General features: G+C 77.5%; 19 protein-coding genes and 1 tRNA gene. 14 read left to right on the top strand and 6 right to left on the bottom strand.

Annotated elements, in window-relative coordinates; all coding sequences use genetic code 11:
* Positions 1–10 precede the first annotated feature (10 nt).
* From D5H78_RS02870 to D5H78_RS02900, 7 genes are all read left to right on the top strand, one after another.
* Positions 11–583 (top strand): septum formation initiator family protein, encoded by a 573-nt coding sequence (locus D5H78_RS02870; RefSeq protein WP_119948850.1) that lies wholly within the window; start codon positions 11–13, stop codon positions 581–583.
* 26 nt (positions 584–609) lie between these two features.
* Positions 610–1,104, top strand: coding sequence for a DUF501 domain-containing protein (locus D5H78_RS02875; RefSeq protein WP_119948851.1), 495 nt, complete (start codon positions 610–612; stop codon positions 1,102–1,104).
* Positions 1,101–2,027 (top strand): Ppx/GppA phosphatase family protein, encoded by a 927-nt coding sequence (locus D5H78_RS02880; RefSeq protein ID WP_119948852.1) that lies wholly within the window; start codon positions 1,101–1,103, stop codon positions 2,025–2,027. Before D5H78_RS02875 ends, D5H78_RS02880 begins: the two co-directional genes overlap by 4 nt.
* Positions 2,024–2,896 carry a uracil-DNA glycosylase gene (locus D5H78_RS02885; protein WP_119948853.1) on the top strand — a complete coding sequence of 291 codons (873 nt, stop codon included), beginning with the start codon at positions 2,024–2,026 and terminating at the stop codon, positions 2,894–2,896. Before D5H78_RS02880 ends, D5H78_RS02885 begins: the two co-directional genes overlap by 4 nt.
* A gap of 8 nt (positions 2,897–2,904) precedes the next feature.
* Complete coding sequence (locus D5H78_RS02890) at positions 2,905–4,245, top strand: NAD(P)/FAD-dependent oxidoreductase (RefSeq protein WP_119948854.1); 1,341 nt, start codon at positions 2,905–2,907, stop codon at positions 4,243–4,245.
* A 61-nt stretch (positions 4,246–4,306) separates the two neighbouring features.
* Positions 4,307–4,391 (top strand) — tRNA-Leu (locus tag D5H78_RS02895).
* A gap of 117 nt (positions 4,392–4,508) precedes the next feature.
* Complete coding sequence (locus tag D5H78_RS02900) at positions 4,509–5,333, top strand: Bax inhibitor-1/YccA family protein (protein ID WP_119948855.1); 825 nt, start codon at positions 4,509–4,511, stop codon at positions 5,331–5,333.
* An 85-nt stretch (positions 5,334–5,418) separates the two neighbouring features.
* Here D5H78_RS02900 and D5H78_RS02905 read toward each other — a convergent pair whose 3' ends face one another.
* The 3 genes from D5H78_RS02905 to D5H78_RS02915 all read right to left on the bottom strand — a co-directional run bounded on the left by D5H78_RS02905 (position 5,419) and on the right by D5H78_RS02915 (position 7,186).
* Positions 5,419–5,640, bottom strand: coding sequence for a DUF4287 domain-containing protein (locus D5H78_RS02905; protein WP_119948856.1), 222 nt, complete (start codon positions 5,638–5,640; stop codon positions 5,419–5,421).
* An 80-nt stretch (positions 5,641–5,720) separates the two neighbouring features.
* Entirely contained in the window at positions 5,721–6,092 is a 372-nt protein-coding gene (locus tag D5H78_RS02910) for a hypothetical protein (protein WP_119948857.1), read from the bottom strand.
* Positions 6,089–7,186 (bottom strand): SGNH/GDSL hydrolase family protein, encoded by a 1,098-nt coding sequence (locus D5H78_RS02915; protein ID WP_218566154.1) that lies wholly within the window; start codon positions 7,184–7,186, stop codon positions 6,089–6,091. The genes D5H78_RS02910 and D5H78_RS02915 overlap by 4 nt, the downstream gene beginning before the upstream one ends.
* Before the next feature lie 37 nt (positions 7,187–7,223).
* On the opposite strand from D5H78_RS02915, the gene D5H78_RS02920 reads away from it, so the two are divergent.
* From D5H78_RS02920 to D5H78_RS20580, 3 genes are all read left to right on the top strand, one after another.
* Positions 7,224–8,591, top strand: coding sequence for a cystathionine beta-synthase (locus tag D5H78_RS02920; protein ID WP_119948858.1), 1,368 nt, complete (start codon positions 7,224–7,226; stop codon positions 8,589–8,591).
* Positions 8,592–8,686: 95 nt separating this feature from the next.
* Positions 8,687–9,235 carry a PAS domain-containing protein gene (locus tag D5H78_RS02925; RefSeq protein ID WP_119948859.1) on the top strand — a complete coding sequence of 183 codons (549 nt, stop codon included), beginning with the start codon at positions 8,687–8,689 and terminating at the stop codon, positions 9,233–9,235.
* Positions 9,236–9,705: 470 nt separating this feature from the next.
* Complete coding sequence (locus tag D5H78_RS20580; RefSeq protein WP_484444086.1) at positions 9,706–10,212, top strand: methyl-accepting chemotaxis protein; 507 nt, start codon at positions 9,706–9,708, stop codon at positions 10,210–10,212.
* 91 nt (positions 10,213–10,303) lie between these two features.
* Here D5H78_RS20580 and msrA read toward each other — a convergent pair whose 3' ends face one another.
* On the bottom strand, positions 10,304–10,969 hold the full coding sequence (gene msrA / locus D5H78_RS02935; RefSeq protein ID WP_119948861.1) for a peptide-methionine (S)-S-oxide reductase MsrA: 666 nt from the start codon (positions 10,967–10,969) through the stop codon (positions 10,304–10,306).
* A 132-nt stretch (positions 10,970–11,101) separates the two neighbouring features.
* Here msrA and D5H78_RS02940 point away from each other — a divergent pair, with 132 nt between their 5' ends.
* Positions 11,102–11,494: a VOC family protein gene (locus tag D5H78_RS02940; protein ID WP_119948862.1), complete on the top strand. Its 393-nt coding sequence runs from the start codon at positions 11,102–11,104 to the stop codon at positions 11,492–11,494.
* On the opposite strand, the gene D5H78_RS02945 is transcribed toward D5H78_RS02940, so the two are convergent.
* The gene (locus D5H78_RS02945) at positions 11,434–12,186 is read right to left on the bottom strand and encodes an AraC family transcriptional regulator (protein WP_218566155.1); all 753 of its coding nucleotides are present in this window, start codon (positions 12,184–12,186) and stop codon (positions 11,434–11,436) included. The genes D5H78_RS02940 and D5H78_RS02945 overlap by 61 nt on opposite strands.
* A 58-nt stretch (positions 12,187–12,244) precedes the next feature.
* On the opposite strand from D5H78_RS02945, the gene speB reads away from it, so the two are divergent.
* From speB to D5H78_RS02960, 3 genes are read left to right on the top strand one after another with little or no spacing between them, the layout of a single operon-like run.
* Positions 12,245–13,288 carry an agmatinase gene (gene speB, locus D5H78_RS02950; RefSeq protein WP_119948864.1) on the top strand — a complete coding sequence of 348 codons (1,044 nt, stop codon included), beginning with the start codon at positions 12,245–12,247 and terminating at the stop codon, positions 13,286–13,288.
* A gap of 10 nt (positions 13,289–13,298) precedes the next feature.
* Positions 13,299–14,462, top strand: coding sequence for a cystathionine gamma-synthase (locus tag D5H78_RS02955; RefSeq protein WP_119948865.1), 1,164 nt, complete (start codon positions 13,299–13,301; stop codon positions 14,460–14,462).
* Positions 14,459–15,769 carry a glutamate mutase L gene (locus D5H78_RS02960; RefSeq protein WP_119949314.1) on the top strand — a complete coding sequence of 437 codons (1,311 nt, stop codon included), beginning with the start codon at positions 14,459–14,461 and terminating at the stop codon, positions 15,767–15,769. Before D5H78_RS02955 ends, D5H78_RS02960 begins: the two co-directional genes overlap by 4 nt.
* Before the next feature lie 231 nt (positions 15,770–16,000).
* Here D5H78_RS02960 and D5H78_RS02965 read toward each other — a convergent pair whose 3' ends face one another.
* On the bottom strand, positions 16,001–16,750 hold the full coding sequence (locus tag D5H78_RS02965; protein WP_119948866.1) for a ZIP family metal transporter: 750 nt from the start codon (positions 16,748–16,750) through the stop codon (positions 16,001–16,003).
* Positions 16,751–16,755 lie beyond the last annotated feature (5 nt).

Here is a 16,755-nt window from a genome sequence, read left to right on the forward strand (position 1 = left end):
GGCGGTCCCCGTGGCGCCCGACCCCCGCGGCGCACGCCCCGGCCGCCGCTCCGGACGCCCCCAGGGCGCCGGGCGGTCGGCCCGGGCCGGCGCCCGTCCCGCGCGCACGCGCCGGGCCGGGCGCGCGGGCGCGCCCGCGGGGGCGGCGCCGGGCGGCGCGCACGCGCTGCGCCGCGACGGGCGGCCGGGCCTCACCGGCCGGGCCGCGGTGCTCGCGGTGGTGCTCGTCGCGCTCGCCCTGACGCTGGCGTACCCGCTGCGCAGCTACCTCGGCCAGCGCAGCGACATCTCCGGGCTGCGCGCCGAGGTCGCGGCGCAGCAGCAGCGCGTCGCCGACCTGGAGCGGGCGACGGCGCGCTGGCAGGACGAGGCGTACGTCACGGCGCAGGCGCGCGAGCGGCTGCACTACGCCCTGCCCGGGGAGACGCAGTACACGGTGCTCGAGCCGGAGGAGGCCCCGGCCGAGGACCGCGCCGCCGCGGCGCCGCAGGCGCCCGACGGGCCCTGGTACACCGAGCTGTGGGAGTCCGTCGGCAGCGTCGCCGGCGCCGAGCGCAGCGCCGCCCCCGGGGAGGGGCGCTGAGCGCCTCGCCCGAGGACCTCGCGGCGATGCGCGCGCAGCTCGGTCGGCCGCTGCGCGGGGTCCGCGCGGTCGCGCACCGCTGCCGCTGCGGGCTGCCCGACGTGGTGGAGACCTCGCCCGAGCTCGACGACGGGACGCCGTTCCCGACGCTCTACTACCTCACCTGCCCCCGCGCGACCGGCGCGGTGAGCACCCTGGAGTCCCAGGGCCTCATGCGGCGGATGCAGGAGCGGCTGGGGGAGGACCCGGAGCTCGCCGCGCGCTACGCGGACGCCCACGAGGACTACCTCGCCCGGCGCGAGGCCGTCGCCCACGTCGAGCGGATCGCCGGCACGAGCGCCGGCGGCATGCCCGAGCGCGTCAAGTGCCTGCACGTGCTCGTCGCGCACTCCCTGGCCGCCGGCCCGGGCACGAACCCGCTCGGCGACGAGGCGCTCGCGGCGCTGCCGGACTGGGGCGCCGCCGGCCCGTGCGTCGCGCCCGGGGAGCCGGACGGGGCCGGTACGGGGGCCGGCGCGTGAGGGTCGCCGCCGTCGACTGCGGCACCAACTCGATCCGCCTGCTCGTGGCCGAGGCGACGGGCGACCCGGCGGCGCCGCTGGCCGACCTGCACCGCGAGATGCGCGTCGTGCGGCTCGGCCAGGGCGTCGACCGCACCGGCCGCTTCGCGCCCGAGGCGCTCGAGCGCACCCTCGCCGCCTGCCGGGACTACGCCGAGGTGGTGCGCGGGCTCGGTGCGGGCGCGGTGCGGTTCGTCGCGACGAGCGCCACCCGCGACGCGCAGGACCGCGGCGCCTTCGTCGCCGGGGTGCGGGCCGCCCTCGGCGTCGAGCCCGAGGTGGTCAGCGGCGAGGAGGAGGCCCGCCTCTCCTTCCTCGGCGCCACCGGCGAGCTCGCCGCGGCGGGCCTGCCCGGGCCGTACCTCGCGGTCGACATCGGCGGCGGCTCGACGGAGTTCGTGCTCGGCGACGGCGAGGTGACGGCCGCGCGCTCGGTCGACGTGGGCTGCGTGCGCATGACCGAGCGCCACCTGCACGACGACCCGCCGACGCCGGCCCAGGTCGCCGCGGCCCGCGCCGACGTCGAGGCCGCCGTCGCCCTCGCCGGGGAGGCGGTCCCGCTGCGGGCCGCCGGCACCCTCGTCGGGCTCGCCGGCTCGGTCACCACGGTGACGGCCATGGCGCTGGACCTGCCGGCGTACGACAGCGCTTGGATCCACCACGCGCGGGTGCCGGCCGGGCGGGTGCACGAGGTCGCCGGGCGGCTGCTCGCGATGCCCCGCCGCGAGCGCGCGGCGCTGCCCTTCATGCACCCGGGCCGGGTCGACGTCATCGGCGCCGGGGCCCTCGTGCTCTCGGTCGTCGTGGAGCGCACCGGCGCCGCGGAGGTCGTCGCCAGCGAGCACGACATCCTCGACGGCATCGCCCTGGACCTGCTCGGGTGATCGCCCGCGGGGAGGGGCAGGACCCCGACCGGCTCCCGGTCGCCCCGGGCACCGGGTGGCCCGGCGACCCGGCGGGCCCTTCGACGCCGGTCGCGCGCGACCCCGCGCAGGTCGCGGCGCTCGCCGCGGCGGCGCCGGACCTGCGCGAGCTCGAGGCCCGCCAGTCGGTGTGCCGCGCCTGCCCGCGCCTCGTGGCGTGGCGCGAGGACGTGGCGGCCGCCCGGCGCCGGGCGTACGCCGACCAGCGCTACTGGGGGCGGCCCGTGCCGGGGTGGGGCGAGGAGCACCCCCGCGTGCTCGTGGTCGGGCTGGCCCCGGCCGCGCACGGCGGCAACCGCACGGGGCGGATCTTCACCGGGGACCCCAGCGGCGACTGGCTCTTCGCGGCCCTGCACCGCGCCGGGCTCGCGGCGCAGCCGACGTCGGTGCGCGCGGGGGACGGGCAGCGGCTCCTGGGCACGCGCATGCTCGCGGCCGTGCGCTGCGCCCCGCCGGACAACAGGCCGAGCGTCGAGGAGCGCGACGCGTGCGCGCCGTGGGCGCGGGCCGAGGTCGCGGCCGTGCTGCCCGGGCTGCGCGTCGTCGTGGCGCTGGGGGCGTTCGCCTGGCAGGCCTCGCTCGGGCTGCTGAGCGGCGCCGGCGTGCAGGTGCCGCGGCCCCGCCCGCGCTTCGGGCACGGCGCCGAGGTCGCCCTCGAGGGGCCGTCGGGAACCCTCCTGCTCCTCGGGTCGTTCCACCCGAGCCAGCAGAACACCGCCACCCGCCGGCTCACCGCGCCGATGCTCGACGACGTGCTCGGGCGCGCGGCGCGGGCCGCCGGGCTGCCCGCCGGACCCCGGGGCGGTTCACCGGCCCCCGAGGTGGGATGATCCCTGGCATGACCAAGCCCCGGATCCTCATCGTCGGCGGCGGCTACGTCGGCATGTACACGGCCCTGCGCCTGCAGCGGAAGCTGGCGCGCAGCGAGGCGGAGATCGTCGTCGTCGACCCGCGCTCCTACATGACGTACCAGCCGTTCCTGCCGGAGGCCGCGGCGGGCAGCCTCGAGCCGCGCCACGTCGTGGTCCCGCTGCGCAAGGTGCTGCCGGGCTGCGACGTGCTCACCGCCTCGGTGAGCGGCATCGACCACGCGCGCAAGACCGCGACGGTCATCCCGCACCAGGGCGACGCGTTCGAGGTGTCGTACGACCACCTCGTGGTCGCCCTCGGCTCCGTCGCGCGCACCCTGCCCATCCCGGGCCTGGCCGAGTGCGGCGTCGGCTTCAAGCGCGTGGAGGAGGCGATCTTCCTGCGCAACCACGTCATCGACCAGCTCGACATCGCCGAGTCGACCGACGACGAGGCGCTGCGCCGCCGCGCGCTCACCTTCGTCTTCGTCGGCGGCGGCTACGCCGGCGTCGAGGCGTTCGCCGAGCTCGAGGACATGGCGCGCGACGCCTGCCGCTACTACGAGAACATCACGCCGGCCGACATGCACTGGGTGCTCGTCGAGGCGTCCAACCGCATCCTCCCCGAGGTCGGCTGGGAGATGGGGCAGTACACCCTCGAGCGCCTGCGCGAGCGCGGCATGGACGTGCGCCTCGAGACGCTGCTCAAGTCCACGGTGGACAAGCACGTGGTCCTCTCCGACGGCAGCGAGTTCGACACCAACACGGTCGTGTGGACGGCGGGCGTCAAGCCGCACCCGCTGCTCAAGGAGACCGACCTGCCGGTGGACGACAAGGGCCGGCTGATGGCCACCGCGGAGCTGCGCGTCGAGGGCGTCGAGGGCGCCTGGACGGCCGGCGACTGCGCGGCCGTGCCCGACGTCACCAAGGGCCCGGGCAACTTCACCGGCCCGAGCGCGCAGCACGCGGTGCGCCAGGCCAAGCGCCTGGCCGACAACATCGTCGCCGAGCTGCGCGGCCTGCCGACGCAGAACTACCGGCACGAGTACGCCGGGTCGGTCGCCTCGCTCGGCCTGCACAAGGGCGTCGCGGCGGTCTACGGCGTCAAGCTCAAGGGCTGGCCGGCGTGGCTCATGCACCGCGCCTACCACCTGAGCCGCGTCCCCACGACGACCCGCAAGGCCCAGGTGCTCGCCGACTGGACGACCGCGGCGCTCTTCCGCCGCGAGACGGTGAGCCTCGGCTCGCTGTCCCGCCCGCGCGACGAGTTCTCGACCTACGCGGTGCGCACCCAGCCCGAGCCGGCGCTCAACCCCGGCAAGGGGCAGTAGCCGCGGGGCCGGCACGAGCACGCACCACCGGCGCCGGGGCCCGCGGGCCCCGGCGCCGCCCGCCCGGGTGGCGTAACTGGCAGGCGCACGGGGCTTAAACCCCCGGGCCGCGCAGCGGCGTGCGGGTTCGAACCCCGCCCCGGGCACGCCGGCGCACGCGGGTGCGCGCGCCGGGAACGCGGGCGGGCCCGCCGTCGTTACGCTGGGCAGCACCACTCCCAGGACGGGGCCGACCGGCCCCCCTGGCCCGACGGAGGGACACGATGGCGAGGCAGTCCGGCTTCGGACACAGCAACCCCGCGTTCGACCGCAACCCGGCGTTCTCCGGGCACTCGAGCTACGCGGCGGCGGCCCCGGCGATGAGCGCGGCCGACCTGCAGTCGATGTACGACGCCCCCTCCGCGGGGCCGGTCCAGACCCAGCGGATGACGCTGGACGACGTCGTCGTCAAGTGCGCGATCGTGTTCGGCGCCCTCTTCGTGGCCGCCGGCGTGACCTTCTTCGTCCTGCCGGAGTCCACGGCCGCCGGCCTGGCGCTGCCGGGCCTGCTCGTCGGCCTGGTCCTGGGCCTGGTCATCTCGTTCAAGCAGTCGACCAACCCGGCGCTGATCCTGTCGTACGCGGTCGCCGAGGGCCTGTTCCTCGGGGCGATCAGCCGCTTCTTCGACGCGGCGTACGACGGCATCGTGGCGCAGGCCGTGCTCGGCACCCTCGCGGCGGCCGGCGCGATGCTCTTCGTCTTCAGCACCGGGCGCCTGCGCGCCACCCCGAAGTTCACCAAGGTGCTGCTCACGGCGGGCCTGGCGTACGTCGGGATCGCGCTGGTCAACCTCGTGCTGCGCCTGACCGGCGTGCTCGACGGCTGGGGCTTCTACGGCGCCGGCCCGCTGGGCCTGCTGCTCTGCGCCGCGGGCGTGGCCCTGGCGAGCTTCTTCCTCATCCTCGACTTCGACTTCATCCAGCGCGGCATCCAGAACGGCGCCCCGGCCCGCTACTCGTGGTTCGCGGCCGCCGGCCTGCTCATGACGCTGGTGTGGCTCTACGTCGAGATGCTGCGCCTGCTGGCGATCCTGCGCGGCGACGAGTGACCAGCCGCTGACGCGCACCGCAGCACGGCCCGGAGGCCGGTCCCCGCGAGGGGGCCGGCCTCCGGCGCGTCGCGGGGTGCCCCCGTCAGCCGAAGGCGCGCTGCCCGCGGCGCAGGTCGTGCTCGTGCACGATCGCCGAGGCGTAGCCGTGCGGCAGGTCGTGCTCGTCGCGCAGCCAGTTCACCCGCTCGTCGAAGCGCAGCAGGCTCGGGCCGGCCTCGAGGGCGGCCAGCCACGTGGGCAGGTCCTTGCCCGTGACGGCGGGGATGCGGGCCAGCAGCTGCTTGTGCGTCTCCTCGCTGTGCATGGCAGCGAGGGTGCTACAACCGTGACCGGCGCCACAAGACCCCTCCGCGCAGCGGGTCGCCGCCGGGCGGGGCGCCGGCCTCAGAGCGCCCGGCGCAGCCGGACGAGCGCGGCGTGCGCGGCCCGCAGCGCGCCGGCCGCCGCTGCCGGGTCCGCGGCGGCGGCGCGCAGCAGGTCGTGCCCGGTCACCGCGAGGACGTCGCCGCTCGCCGCCGGGGCGAGCACGGGCAGGGCGCGCCGCGTCGCCCCGGCGCCCTCCTCGAGGTCCTGCGCGAGGTCGGCGAGCACCTGCGCCGCGGCGCGCGCCGCTGCGGTGCGCGAGGGCCAGGGCGGGGCGGGGTCGTCGAGCCGGGCGAGCGGCAGCGTCCTCAGCCGATCGGTGCTGCGCCGCAGCTCGCGGGCCACCTCCTCGGCGCCGGCGTCGGCGCCGGCGTCGTCCCCGGGCCCGGTCACGGCCGCTCCACAGCTGGCTCGGCGGGCTCGGCGGGCCCGCCGGGCTCGGCGGGCTCGGCGGGTCGGGGCGTGGGCGGCGGGTCCTGCCGCGACCGGCGCCGCAGCAGGGTCCAGCGGCCCCACGGGCCGCGGTCCCGACCGGCGACGTCGGCGGCGGTGACCTCCGTGCCCGCCCGCCCGGCGGCCTCGACCGCGGCCTCGGCGACGGAGCGCACGCCCTCGCCGCGCCGGGCGTCCGGGGCCGCGTCGGTGCCGACCCCGACGGCCGCGCAGACCGTCGGCAGGAGCGCCCCGGCCGCGGCGCGGTAGCCGGCGGCCGACGGGTGGAACCGGTCCGGCGCGAACATCTCGCGCGGGCGCGCGGCGAACTCCGGGCCCAGCAGGTCGCCGAGCGAGACCGAGCGCCCGCCGGCCTCGACGACCACCATCGTCTGGGCGGCGGCGAGGTTGCGGCTCCACTGCCGGGCGACGAGGCGCAGCGGCTGGCCGATGGGCTCGATCGTGCCGAGGTCGGGGCAGGTGCCGACGACGACCTCGGTGCCGGCGGCGCGCAGGCGCGCGACCGCCTCGGCGAGCAGGCGCACCGAGGTCGCCGGGCGCATGCGGTGCGTGACGTCGTTCGCGCCGACCATGACGAGGACCACGTCGGGGACCGGCCCGGCGAGGGCCAGGCCGACCTGGCGCTCGAGGTCGGAGGAGCGGGCCCCGATGCGCGCGTGCACGACGAGCTCGACCGAGCGCCCCGCGGCCTCGGCCAGGCCGGCCGCCACGAGCGCGCCGGTGGTCTCCGAGGCCCGCTGCACGCCGAACCCGGCGGCGCTGGAGTCGCCGACGACGGTGAGCCGCAGCGGGTCGGCGGTCGGGCCGGGCGGGGGGTCGTACCGGCCGTCGGGGACCGGGGGGCGCTCGGTGGCGCGGGGGATCGCGCGGCGCGCGAGGCGCACCTGCGCGGCGAGGACCGCGACGGCGCCGGCCGAGAAGGCCCCGAGCCCGCCCCCGCCGTACGCGGCGGCGACGGCGACGCGGCGCACGTGCCGCACCCGCACCACGTCGCCCACCTCCTGACCCCGCTGCGGCTGGTTGCCGGTGGCCACCGACCACGTCCCACCGTAGCGGCCCTACGCTGGCGCCATGGAGTACGCGGACTCGGTCGTCGACCTCATCGGGGGCACGCCCCTCGTCCGGCTCAGAACGGTCACCGAGGGCCTCGCGCCCCTCGTGCTGGCGAAGGTGGAGTACTTCAACCCCGGCGGGTCGGTGAAGGATCGCATCGCCGTGCGCATGGTCGACGCCGCGGAGGCGTCCGGCGCGCTGCAGCCGGGCGGCACCATCGTCGAGCCGACCTCGGGCAACACCGGCGTGGGCCTGGCGATCGTGGCGCAGCAGCGGGGCTACTCCTGCGTCTTCGTGTGCCCGGACAAGGTGAGCCAGGACAAGGTCAACACCCTGCGGGCGTACGGCGCGGAGGTCGTCGTCTGCCCGACGGCCGTCGCGCCGGAGGACCCGCGCTCGTACTACAGCGTCAGCGACCGGCTGGTCCGCGAGCGGCCGGGGGCCTGGAAGCCCGACCAGTACGCCAACCCGGAGAACCCGGCCTCGCACTACCACTCCACGGGCCCGGAGCTCTGGGAGCAGACCGCGGGGCGCATCACCCACTTCGTCACCGGCGTCGGCACCGGCGGCACGATCAGCGGCACCGGGCGCTACCTCAAGGAGGCCTCCGGCGGCCGGGTGCGGGTCGTGGGCGTCGACCCGGAGGGGTCGGTCTACTCCGGCGGCGACGGGCGGCCGTACCTCGTCGAGGGCGTGGGCGAGGACTTCTGGCCCGAGGCGTACGACAAGGGCGTCGCCGACGAGATCGTCGCGGTGTCCGACCGCGACTCCTTCGTCATGACCCGCCGGCTCGCCCGCGAGGAGGGCCTGCTCGTGGGCGGCTCCTGCGGCATGGCCGTCGCGGGCGCGCTGCGGGTGGCCGAGCGGCTCGGCCCGGACGACGTCGTCGTCGTGCTGCTGCCCGACGGCGGGCGCGGCTACCTGTCCAAGATCTTCAACGACGAGTGGATGGCCGACTACGGCTTCCTGTCCCGCCCCGGCGGGGCCACCGTCGGCGACGTCCTCGCGCGCAAGGAGGGCTCGCTGCCCTCGTTCGTGCACGTGCACCCGTCGGAGACGGTGCGCGAGGCGGTCGACATCCTGCGCGAGTACGCGGTGAGCCAGATGCCGGTGGTCAAGGCCGAGCCGCCCGTCATGGCCGCCGAGATCGTCGGCTCGGTCGCCGAGCGGGACCTGCTCGACGCCCTGTTCGGCGGGCGCGCCCAGCTCGCCGACCGGCTCGACAAGCACATGTCGGCGCCGCTGCCGCAGGTCGGTGCCGGCGAGGAGGTGTCCGCCGCCGTGCAGGCCCTCGAGCACTCCGACGCCGCGGTCGTCCTCGACGACGGCAAGCCCACCGGCATCGTGACCCGCCAGGACCTGCTGACGTACCTCGCGCAGGACTGACGGCCCCGGCGCGGTGGGGCTCAAGGCCCCTGCGCGCACTGCCGAGAGGATCCCGGAGAGGGCGTCGAGAGGCAGGCGCCCGCACGGGAGGCCACATGGCGGGCAACGCCGTCCGACCCACCGGGGTCGAGCGCACCTTCAGCGACGACGAGATCATCGTCACCAAGACGGACCTGCAGGGGCGGATCACGTACGCGAACGACGTGTTCCTGCGCGTCTCGGCGTTCAGCACCGAGGACGAGGTCCTCGGCAAGCCGCACAGCATCATCCGGCACCCCGACATGCCCCGCGCGGTGTTCAAGCTGCTGTGGGACACGCTGGCGGCCAAGGAGGAGCTGTTCGCGTACGTGGTCAACCTGGCCGCGGACGGGGCGCACTACTGGGTCCTGGCGCACGTCACGCCCTCGTTCGGGCCGGGCGGCGCGGTCGTCGGCTACCACTCGAGCCGGCGCACCCCGGACCGCCGCGCGCTGGAGCAGGTGCGCCCGCTCTACCAGCGCCTGCTCGCCGAGGAGCGGCGCCACAGCGGCGCCCGCGCCGCGGCCGACGCGGGCGCGCGGGCGCTGTCCGAGGTCGTCGCCCAGGCGGCCGGGTCGTACGACGAGTTCGTGTGGTCGCTCGAGCCGCAGGGCAGGGCCGCCTGATGGGCGGGCTGGGGAGCCTGCTCGGCGGGCGCGCCGCCCGCCGGGGCGAGGCCGAGCAGCTGGCGCTCTACCGCGAGGCCGTCGCCCGGGTCGCGGAGGTCTGCGCGGCCGCCGCCCGCGGCGACTCCGAGGCCCGCGTCGTCGGGCTGCCCGGCGCGCAGGAGCACCAGGACCTGGCCGCGCTGCGCACGGCGGTCAACGGGATGCTCGACCGCACCGACGCGTTCGTCCGCGAGGCGGGCGCCTCGCTCACCGCCGCCAGCGAGGGGCGGTTCCACCGCCGCTTCCTGCTGCGCGGCATGCTCGGCGCGTTCCGCGACGGGGCCGTGACGATCTCGCGGGCCAGCGCGGCGATGCAGGCCGGCACGGACCGGGTCGAGAGCGCCCGCACGGCGCGCCTCGGGCTGGCCGACGAGTTCGAGACGGTCGTGCTGTCGATGTCGGAGCAGGTGGCCACGGCGTCCACCGAGATGAGCGCGTCGGCGGCGGGCCTCACGGGCTCGGCCGCGGCCGCGGTCGACGAGGTCGGCCGGGCGCAGGAGACCATCCGCTCGCTCACCCGCTCCTCGGAGGAGATCCAGCAGGTCGTCGCCCTCATCAGCGAGGTCGCGGCGCAGACCAAGCTCCTCGCGCTCAACGCGACCATCGAGGCCGCGCGGGCCGGCGAGGCGGGCAAGGGGTTCGCCGTGGTCGCCAGCGAGGTCAAGGAGCTGGCCGACCAGACGGGGCGCGCGACCGAGCAGGTCATCGCCCAGGTCGCGTCGATCCAGCAGGTGACCGACGCCGCGGTGTCGGTGATCTCCGGCGTGGGCACGACGGTCGCGGAGATGAACGCGCTCGTCGAGGGCATCGCGGTCGCCGTCGACGGCGGCTCGACGGGCACGCTCGGTGGCGACGACTTCTCCGGGCTCTCGCAGATGGCCGAGCGGCTGCGCGCGGAGATGACCGACTTCCTGGCGGTCATGCGCCGGGACTGAGCCGCCCGCAGGCGGCCGCCGGCGCCGCCCAGGCCGAGGGCCCCCTCCCCGTGCGGGAGGGGGCCCTCGGTGCGCCCGGGGCGCCGGGTGCTCAGTCCTGCGGGACGCTGGCGCCGGTGCCCACCGGGCAGCTGACGCCGGTGCCGGCCAGGCCGCAGTAGCCGTTCGGCACCTTGTGGAGGTACTGCTGGTGGTAGTCCTCGGCGAGGTAGAACGGGCCCGCCGGGACGATCTCGGTGGTGATGGGGCGGTGGCCCCGCTCCTGGAGCACGCGGTCGTACGCCGCCCGCGACGCCTCGGCGGCGGCCTGCTGCTGCGGGCTCGTCGTGTAGACCGCCGAGCGGTACTGGGTGCCGACGTCGTTGCCCTGGCGGTGGCCCTGGGTGGGGTCGTGCTCCTCCCAGAACACCCTGAGCAGCCGCTCGTACGACACCTGCTGCGGGTCGAACACGACCTGCACGGCCTCGGTGTGCCCGGTGAGGCCGGTGCACGTCTCCTCGTACGTCGGGTTCGGGGTCACGCCGCCGGCGTAGCCCACGGCGGTGCTCCAGACGCCCGGGGTCTGCCAGAACAGGCGCTCGGCGCCCCAGAAGCAGCCGAGGCCGAAGTACGCGACCTCCAGGCCCTCGGGGAACGGGCCCTCGAGCGGCGTGCCCAGCACCGCGTGGGCCGCCGGCACGGCGTACGGGCGCTCGGCGCGGCCGGGCAGCGCGGTCTCGGGGGTGGGGAGCTCTCGCTTGGCGCGGCTGAACAGCACGTGCGGTCCTCTCGTCGTCGGGCTCCCGCTCCAACGCCCGGCGGGGCGCGACCCTTCCCGCGGGGGCGGGGGGCCCGCCCGTGGCCGGAACGTCCACGACGCGCCGCGCCCCGCGGCCCTAGCGTCGGAGCCATGGAGCTGCGCCCCGCCGTCGTCGAGCTCGTCGTGCCGGACATGGCCGCGAGCGTCGCCTTCTACCGCCGCCTCGGCCTGGACTTCCCCGAAGGGGCCGAGGACGCCCCGCACGCCGAGGCCGAGCTCGGCGGCGGCCTGCGCCTCGCCCTGGACACCGAGGAGACCGTGCGCTCCTTCGACCCCGAGTGGGTGCCGCCGACGGGCGGGCACCGGTGCGCCCTCGCCTTCGCGTGCCCGTCGCCGGCGGCGGTGGACGCGGCGTACGCGGAGCTCACCGCCGCCGGCGTGCAGGGGCACCTCGCGCCGTGGGACGCCCCGTGGGGCCAGCGCTACGCCGTCGTGCTCGGGCCGGGCGGCGCCTCGGTCGACCTGTTCGCGCCGCTGGGCTGAGCGGCGCGGGCCGCCTCCTCCGCCAGCAGCCCCGTCGGGGTGGTGCCCGTGAGGGCGCGGACCTCGCGGGACAGGTGCTGCTGGTCGGCGTGACCGGTGCGGGCGGCGACCTCCGCGAGCGGCAGGCCGGCCCGGGCCAGGTCCAGCGCCCGCCCCAGGCGCAGGACGCGGGCGAGGTGGCGGGGGCCGTACCCGAAGAGCTCGTGCGCCCGCCGCCGCAGCTGGCGCTCGGACCAGCCGGTGGCGGCGGCCGCGACGGGCACGGGCGCGCCGCGCTCGGCGAGGGCGAGCAGGCGGGGGCCCAGCGGGTCGACGTCGAGCCGGGGCAGCCGCCGGGCCCACCAGGCGGCGAGGGCGCCGGCCGGGTCGGCGCCGGCGCCGGCGAGGTCGGCCGCGGCGCGGTCGCCGAGGACGGCGGCGAGGTCGACGGTGCGGTCGCGCAGGGCGTGCGCCGGCACGCCGAGCAGGGCCGGCCCGCGCCCGCCGGGCAGGCGCAGCCCGGCGTGCGCCGCGCCGGCACCGCTCGTGTGGAGCCGCGCCGCGGTGTCGGGGCCCGCGACGACCCAGCGCCCGTCGAGGTGCAGCACGTCGAGGCAGCCGTCGGGGAGGATGCGCCGGGTGACCGGCGCCGGCGGGGCGTCGCTGCGCCACAGCACGGCCCCGCCGGGCAGGGTCCGCTCGCGGTACGCCACCCGGCCATGATGGCCGCCCTCCTGGACCCCGGGCGGCCGGCCCGGCAGGGTGGGCGCCATGGCCCGCTACGGCGCGATGTACGGCCCCGACGTCACGTTCCTCGGGGTGCCGCGGTGCGACCTGGGCGACCCGGCGACGTACGAGGGCGCCGACGTCGTCGTCGTGGGTGCGCCGTTCGACGGGGGGACGTCGCACCGGCCGGGGACGCGCTTCGGCCCGCAGGCGATCCGGACGACGGACTACCTCGGGCACGACGGCTCGCGCCCGAGCCTCGCGCTGCGGACCGACGGCCTGCGCGACCTGCGGGTCCTCGACGCCGGGGACGTCGAGATGCCCTCGGGGCACGTCGAGCGGTCGCTGGCCGCGCTGCGGGAGGCCGTGGCGCGGGTGGCGCGGGCGGGCGCGCTGCCGGTGGTGCTCGGCGGGGACCACGCGGTGGCGTACGCCGACGTCAGCGGGGTGGCGGACGTGCTCGGCGCCGGGCGCGTGTCGATGGTCCACTTCGACGCGCACGCCGACACCGGCGACGAGGAGTTCGGCTCGCTGTGGGGGCACGGGCAGCCGATGCGCCGGCTCATCGAGTCCGGGGCGCTGCGGGGCGACCGGTTCCTCCAGGTCGGGCTGCGCGGCTACTGGCCCGGCCCGGAGGTGCTGGACTGGATGGCCGAGCAGGGGCTGCGCTCGTACGAGATGACCGAGGTCGTGCACCGCGGCCTCGACGCCTGCCTCACGGAGGCCATGGGCATCGCGGTCGACGGCTGCGACGGGGTGTTCCTGTCCGTCGACATCGACGTCTGCGACCCGGGGCACGCGCCGGGCACCGGGACGCCGGAGCCGGGCGGGCTCACGGCGCGCGAGCTGCTCGACGCCGTGCGCCGGCTGTGCCTCGAGCTGCCCGTCGTGGGGATCGACGTGGTCGAGGTGAGCCCTCCGTACGACCACGCCGACGTCACCGCCGCCCTCGCGAACCGGGTGGTCCTCGAGGCGCTCAGCGCCGTCACGCGGCGGCGGCGCGACGCCGAGGACGGGACGCGGTGGGACCCCGCGCGCCCGCTCCTGGCCGACCGGCCCGACCGGCGCCCGGGGCGGGACCGGGGCTAGCCTCGCGGCCATGACGGACCCGCGCGGAGACCTCGCCGACCTCGGCTTCGAGACGCTCGCCCTGCACGCCGGCCAGGAGGCCGACGCGTCGACCGGCGCGGTCGTGCCGCCCATCCACCAGGTGTCGACGTACAAGCAGGACGGCGTCGGCGGCCTGCGCGGCGGCTACGAGTACAGCCGCAGCGCGAACCCCACCCGCACCGCCCTGGAGGAGTGCCTCGCCGCGCTCGACGGCGGCGCGAAGGCGATGGCCTTCGCCAGCGGGCTCGCGGCGGAGGACACGCTGCTGCGCACCGTCTGCGTCCCCGGCGACCACGTGGTCATCCCCGGCGACGCGTACGGCGGGACGTACCGGCTGTTCTCGCAGGTCCTGGCGCGCTGGGGGGTCGAGCACACGCCGGCCGGGGACGACATCGACTCCCTCGCCGCGGCGGTGCAGTCGGGGCGCACCAAGGTCGTGTGGGTCGAGACGCCGACCAACCCGCTGCTCTCGATCGTCGACGTCGCGGCCGCCGCGCAGGTCGCGCACGACGCCGGCGCCCTGCTCGTCGTCGACTCGACCTTCGCCTCGCCGTACCTGCAGCAGCCGATCGCCCTCGGCGCCGACGTCGTCGTGCACTCGACGACGAAGTACATGGGCGGGCACAGCGACGTCGTCGGCGGCGCGCTCGTCGCCGCGACGCAGGAGCTGGGGGAGCGGCTGCAGTACCACCAGAACGCGATGGGCGCCGTCGCCGGGCCGTTCGACTCCTGGCTCGTGCTGCGCGGGCTCAAGACGCTGGCGCTGCGCATGGAGCGGCACAGCGACAACGCCGAGAAGGTCGTGGACCTGCTCGTGAGCCACCCCGCGGTGGACCAGGTGCTCTACCCCGGGCTCCCGACGCACCCGCGGCACGACGTGGCGGCGCGGCAGATGCGGCGCTTCGGCGGCATGGTGTCGTTCCGGGTCACCGGCGGCGCCGAGCAGGCGCTGCGGGTGTGCGAGCGGGCGCGGCTGTTCACCCTCGCGGAGTCGCTCGGCGGCGTCGAGTCGCTCATCGAGCACCCGGCGCGCATGACCCACCAGTCCGCCGCCGGGTCGCCGCTCGAGGTGCCCGACGACCTCGTGCGGCTCTCGGTCGGCGTGGAGACCGCCGACGACCTGCTCGCCGACCTGTCGCGGGCGCTGTCCTGAGCGCTGCCTGCTGCGTCGACGTCGGCTCGACCTGGACCAAGGCCGCGCTCGTCGACCTCGCCGACGGGGCGCTGCTGGGCACCGCGGCGCACCCGACGACGTCCGCCACTGACGTCCTGCACGGCGTCGACGCGTGCGTCGCCGAGCTCGGGGCGCGGGGCGCGCCGCTGCTGCTGTGCTCGTCGGCCGGCGGCGGGCTGCGGCTCGGGGTGGTCGGGTACGAGCGCGTGGTCACCGCGGAGGCGGGGCACCGGGTCGGGCTCACGGCGGGCGCGCGCGTCGTCCACGTGGCGGCCGGGCGGCTCGACCCCGCGGCCGTACGGGCGCTGCGGGCCGACCGGCCGGACCTGCTGCTGCTCGTGGGGGGCACCGACGGCGGGAACGCCGAGGTCCTCCTGCACAACGCGGCCCGCCTCGCGCGCTCGCGGTGGCGCCGCCCGGTCGTCGTCGCCGGGAACGCCGCCGCCGCGGACGAGGTGCTGGGGGTGCTGCGGGCCGGCGGGGTGCCCGCGGAGGCCGTCGCCAACGTGCTGCCCGAGATCGGGACGCTGGAGCCGGCGCCGGCGCGGGCAGCCATCCGCGGGGCGTTCCTGCGCCACGTCATCGGCGGCAAGGGGCTCTCGCGGGGCCCGCGGTTCGCCCGGCTGGTGCGCGCCGCGACCCCGGACGCGGTGCTCACCGGCGTCGAGGTGCTCGCTGGGCTCGCCGGGCCGGTGCTCGTCGTGGACGTGGGCGGCGCGACGACCGACGTGTTCTCGGTGGTCGGGCCGGACGAGGAGCACGCGTCGGACGCGCCCGCGCGGCGCGAGGTCGTGGAGCAGCCGCCGGCGGCGCGCACCGTCGAGGGGGACCTCGGGCTGCGCTGGAGCGCGCCCGGCGTCGTCGACGCCGCGGCTGCCGAGCGGCTGCTGGGCCCGGCCGACGACGGGCTGGCGGCGGCCGCCGCCGCGCGGCACGACGACCCCGGCCTGCTGCCCGCGGACCCGGAGGGGGCGCGGGTGGACGCGCGGCTCGCCGAGCTCGCCGTCACGGTCGCCCTGCGCCGCCACGCGCGGGCGGGCGCGCGCGACCTGTGGCGCGTGCGCCTCGTCGTCGGCTCCGGCGGGGTCCTGCGCCACGGCGACGACGCCCTGCGCCGGCAGGTCCTCGCCCCGGCGACCGGTGACCTGGCGGGCGGGTGGCGGCTCCCCGAGGGCGCGCGCACGCTCGTCGACGCCCGGTACGTCCTCGCCGCCGCCGGGCTGCTCGCGGCCGAGCACCCGGCCGCGGCGCGGGGGCTGCTGGAGGCGGGGCTGCTGGGGCGCTGACGCGTCTCCCTGAGGGGCACCCCCACGCGCCGCGTCTCCTTGAGGGGCACCCTCAGGCGCCGCGTCTCCTTGAGGGGCACCCTCAGGCGCCGCGTCTCCTTGAGGGGCACCCCCAGGCGCCGCGCCTCCCTGAGGGGCACCCCCAGCAGGGTCGAGTCTGCTGAGGGGCACCCCGAGGCGGCGTCCGCGCCTGGGGGTGCCCCTCATGGGTCACGCCCAGGCGCGCCCCGGTCACACCTGGTCCAGCGCGAACGCCGTGAGGAAGCCGAGCGCCGTGATGAGCCCGGTGGAGAGCTGCGCCCGCTCGAAGGCCTCGGGGATCATGGTGTCCGCGAGCATGGCGAGTATCGCGCCCGCGGCGACGGCGGTGATCGCCGCGAGCACCGACGGCGGGACGTCGGCGAGGGCGGCGTACCCGACCGCGGCGGCGGCGGCGCTGGCCAGGGCGATGCCGCCCCAGACGCCGAAGACGTACGCCGCGGAGCGCCCGGCCCGCTTCATGCCGGCCGCCGAGGACAGCCCCTCGGGGACGTTGCTGATGAACACCGCAGCGAGCACCGCGACGCCGACGCCCCCGCCGCCGAGCAGGCTCGTGCCCAGCACCACCGACTCGGGCACGCCGTCGAGCAGCGCGCCGACGGCGATGGCCGCGCCGCTGCCGCCCTGCTCGCCCTCGGACGGCTGCTGGTCGCCGGAGCGCTTGCGGTGGCGGGCGCCGCGCCGGGCGAGCGCGACGTTGGCGAGCACGTACGCGACGGCACCGCCGAGGAAGCCGAGCGCCGTGGGCCCGAGGCCCCCGGTCTCCGCGGCGTCCTGCATGAGCTCGAACGACAGCGCCGAGATGAGCACGCCCGCGCCGAACGCCATGATCGCGGCGATGAGCCGCTGCGGGACCCGGACGAACCAGGCGACGGCGGCACCGAGGACCAGCGCCCCGCCGCCGAGCAGGCCCCACAGCCCCGCCTCGAGCCATCCCGGCACACGTC

This window comes from Vallicoccus soli (genome assembly GCF_003594885.1).
Classification (GTDB): Bacteria; Actinomycetota; Actinomycetes; order Motilibacterales; family Motilibacteraceae; genus Vallicoccus; species Vallicoccus soli.

Coding starts and splice junctions, on each gene's coding strand:
- D5H78_RS02875 (WP_119948851.1), top strand. CDS start 610: ATGCGCGCGCAGCTCGGTCGGCCGCTGCGCGGGGTCCGCGCGGTCGCG.
- D5H78_RS02890 (WP_119948854.1), top strand. CDS start 2,905: ATGACCAAGCCCCGGATCCTCATCGTCGGCGGCGGCTACGTCGGCATG.
- D5H78_RS02900 (WP_119948855.1), top strand. CDS start 4,509: ATGGCGAGGCAGTCCGGCTTCGGACACAGCAACCCCGCGTTCGACCGC.
- D5H78_RS02905 (WP_119948856.1), bottom strand. CDS start 5,640: ATGCACAGCGAGGAGACGCACAAGCAGCTGCTGGCCCGCATCCCCGCC.
- D5H78_RS02920 (WP_119948858.1), top strand. CDS start 7,224: ATGGAGTACGCGGACTCGGTCGTCGACCTCATCGGGGGCACGCCCCTC.
- D5H78_RS02925 (WP_119948859.1), top strand. CDS start 8,687: ATGGCGGGCAACGCCGTCCGACCCACCGGGGTCGAGCGCACCTTCAGC.
- D5H78_RS20580 (WP_484444086.1), top strand. CDS start 9,706: ATGAGCGCGTCGGCGGCGGGCCTCACGGGCTCGGCCGCGGCCGCGGTC.
- D5H78_RS02940 (WP_119948862.1), top strand. CDS start 11,102: ATGGAGCTGCGCCCCGCCGTCGTCGAGCTCGTCGTGCCGGACATGGCC.
- speB (WP_119948864.1), top strand. CDS start 12,245: ATGGCCCGCTACGGCGCGATGTACGGCCCCGACGTCACGTTCCTCGGG.
- D5H78_RS02955 (WP_119948865.1), top strand. CDS start 13,299: ATGACGGACCCGCGCGGAGACCTCGCCGACCTCGGCTTCGAGACGCTC.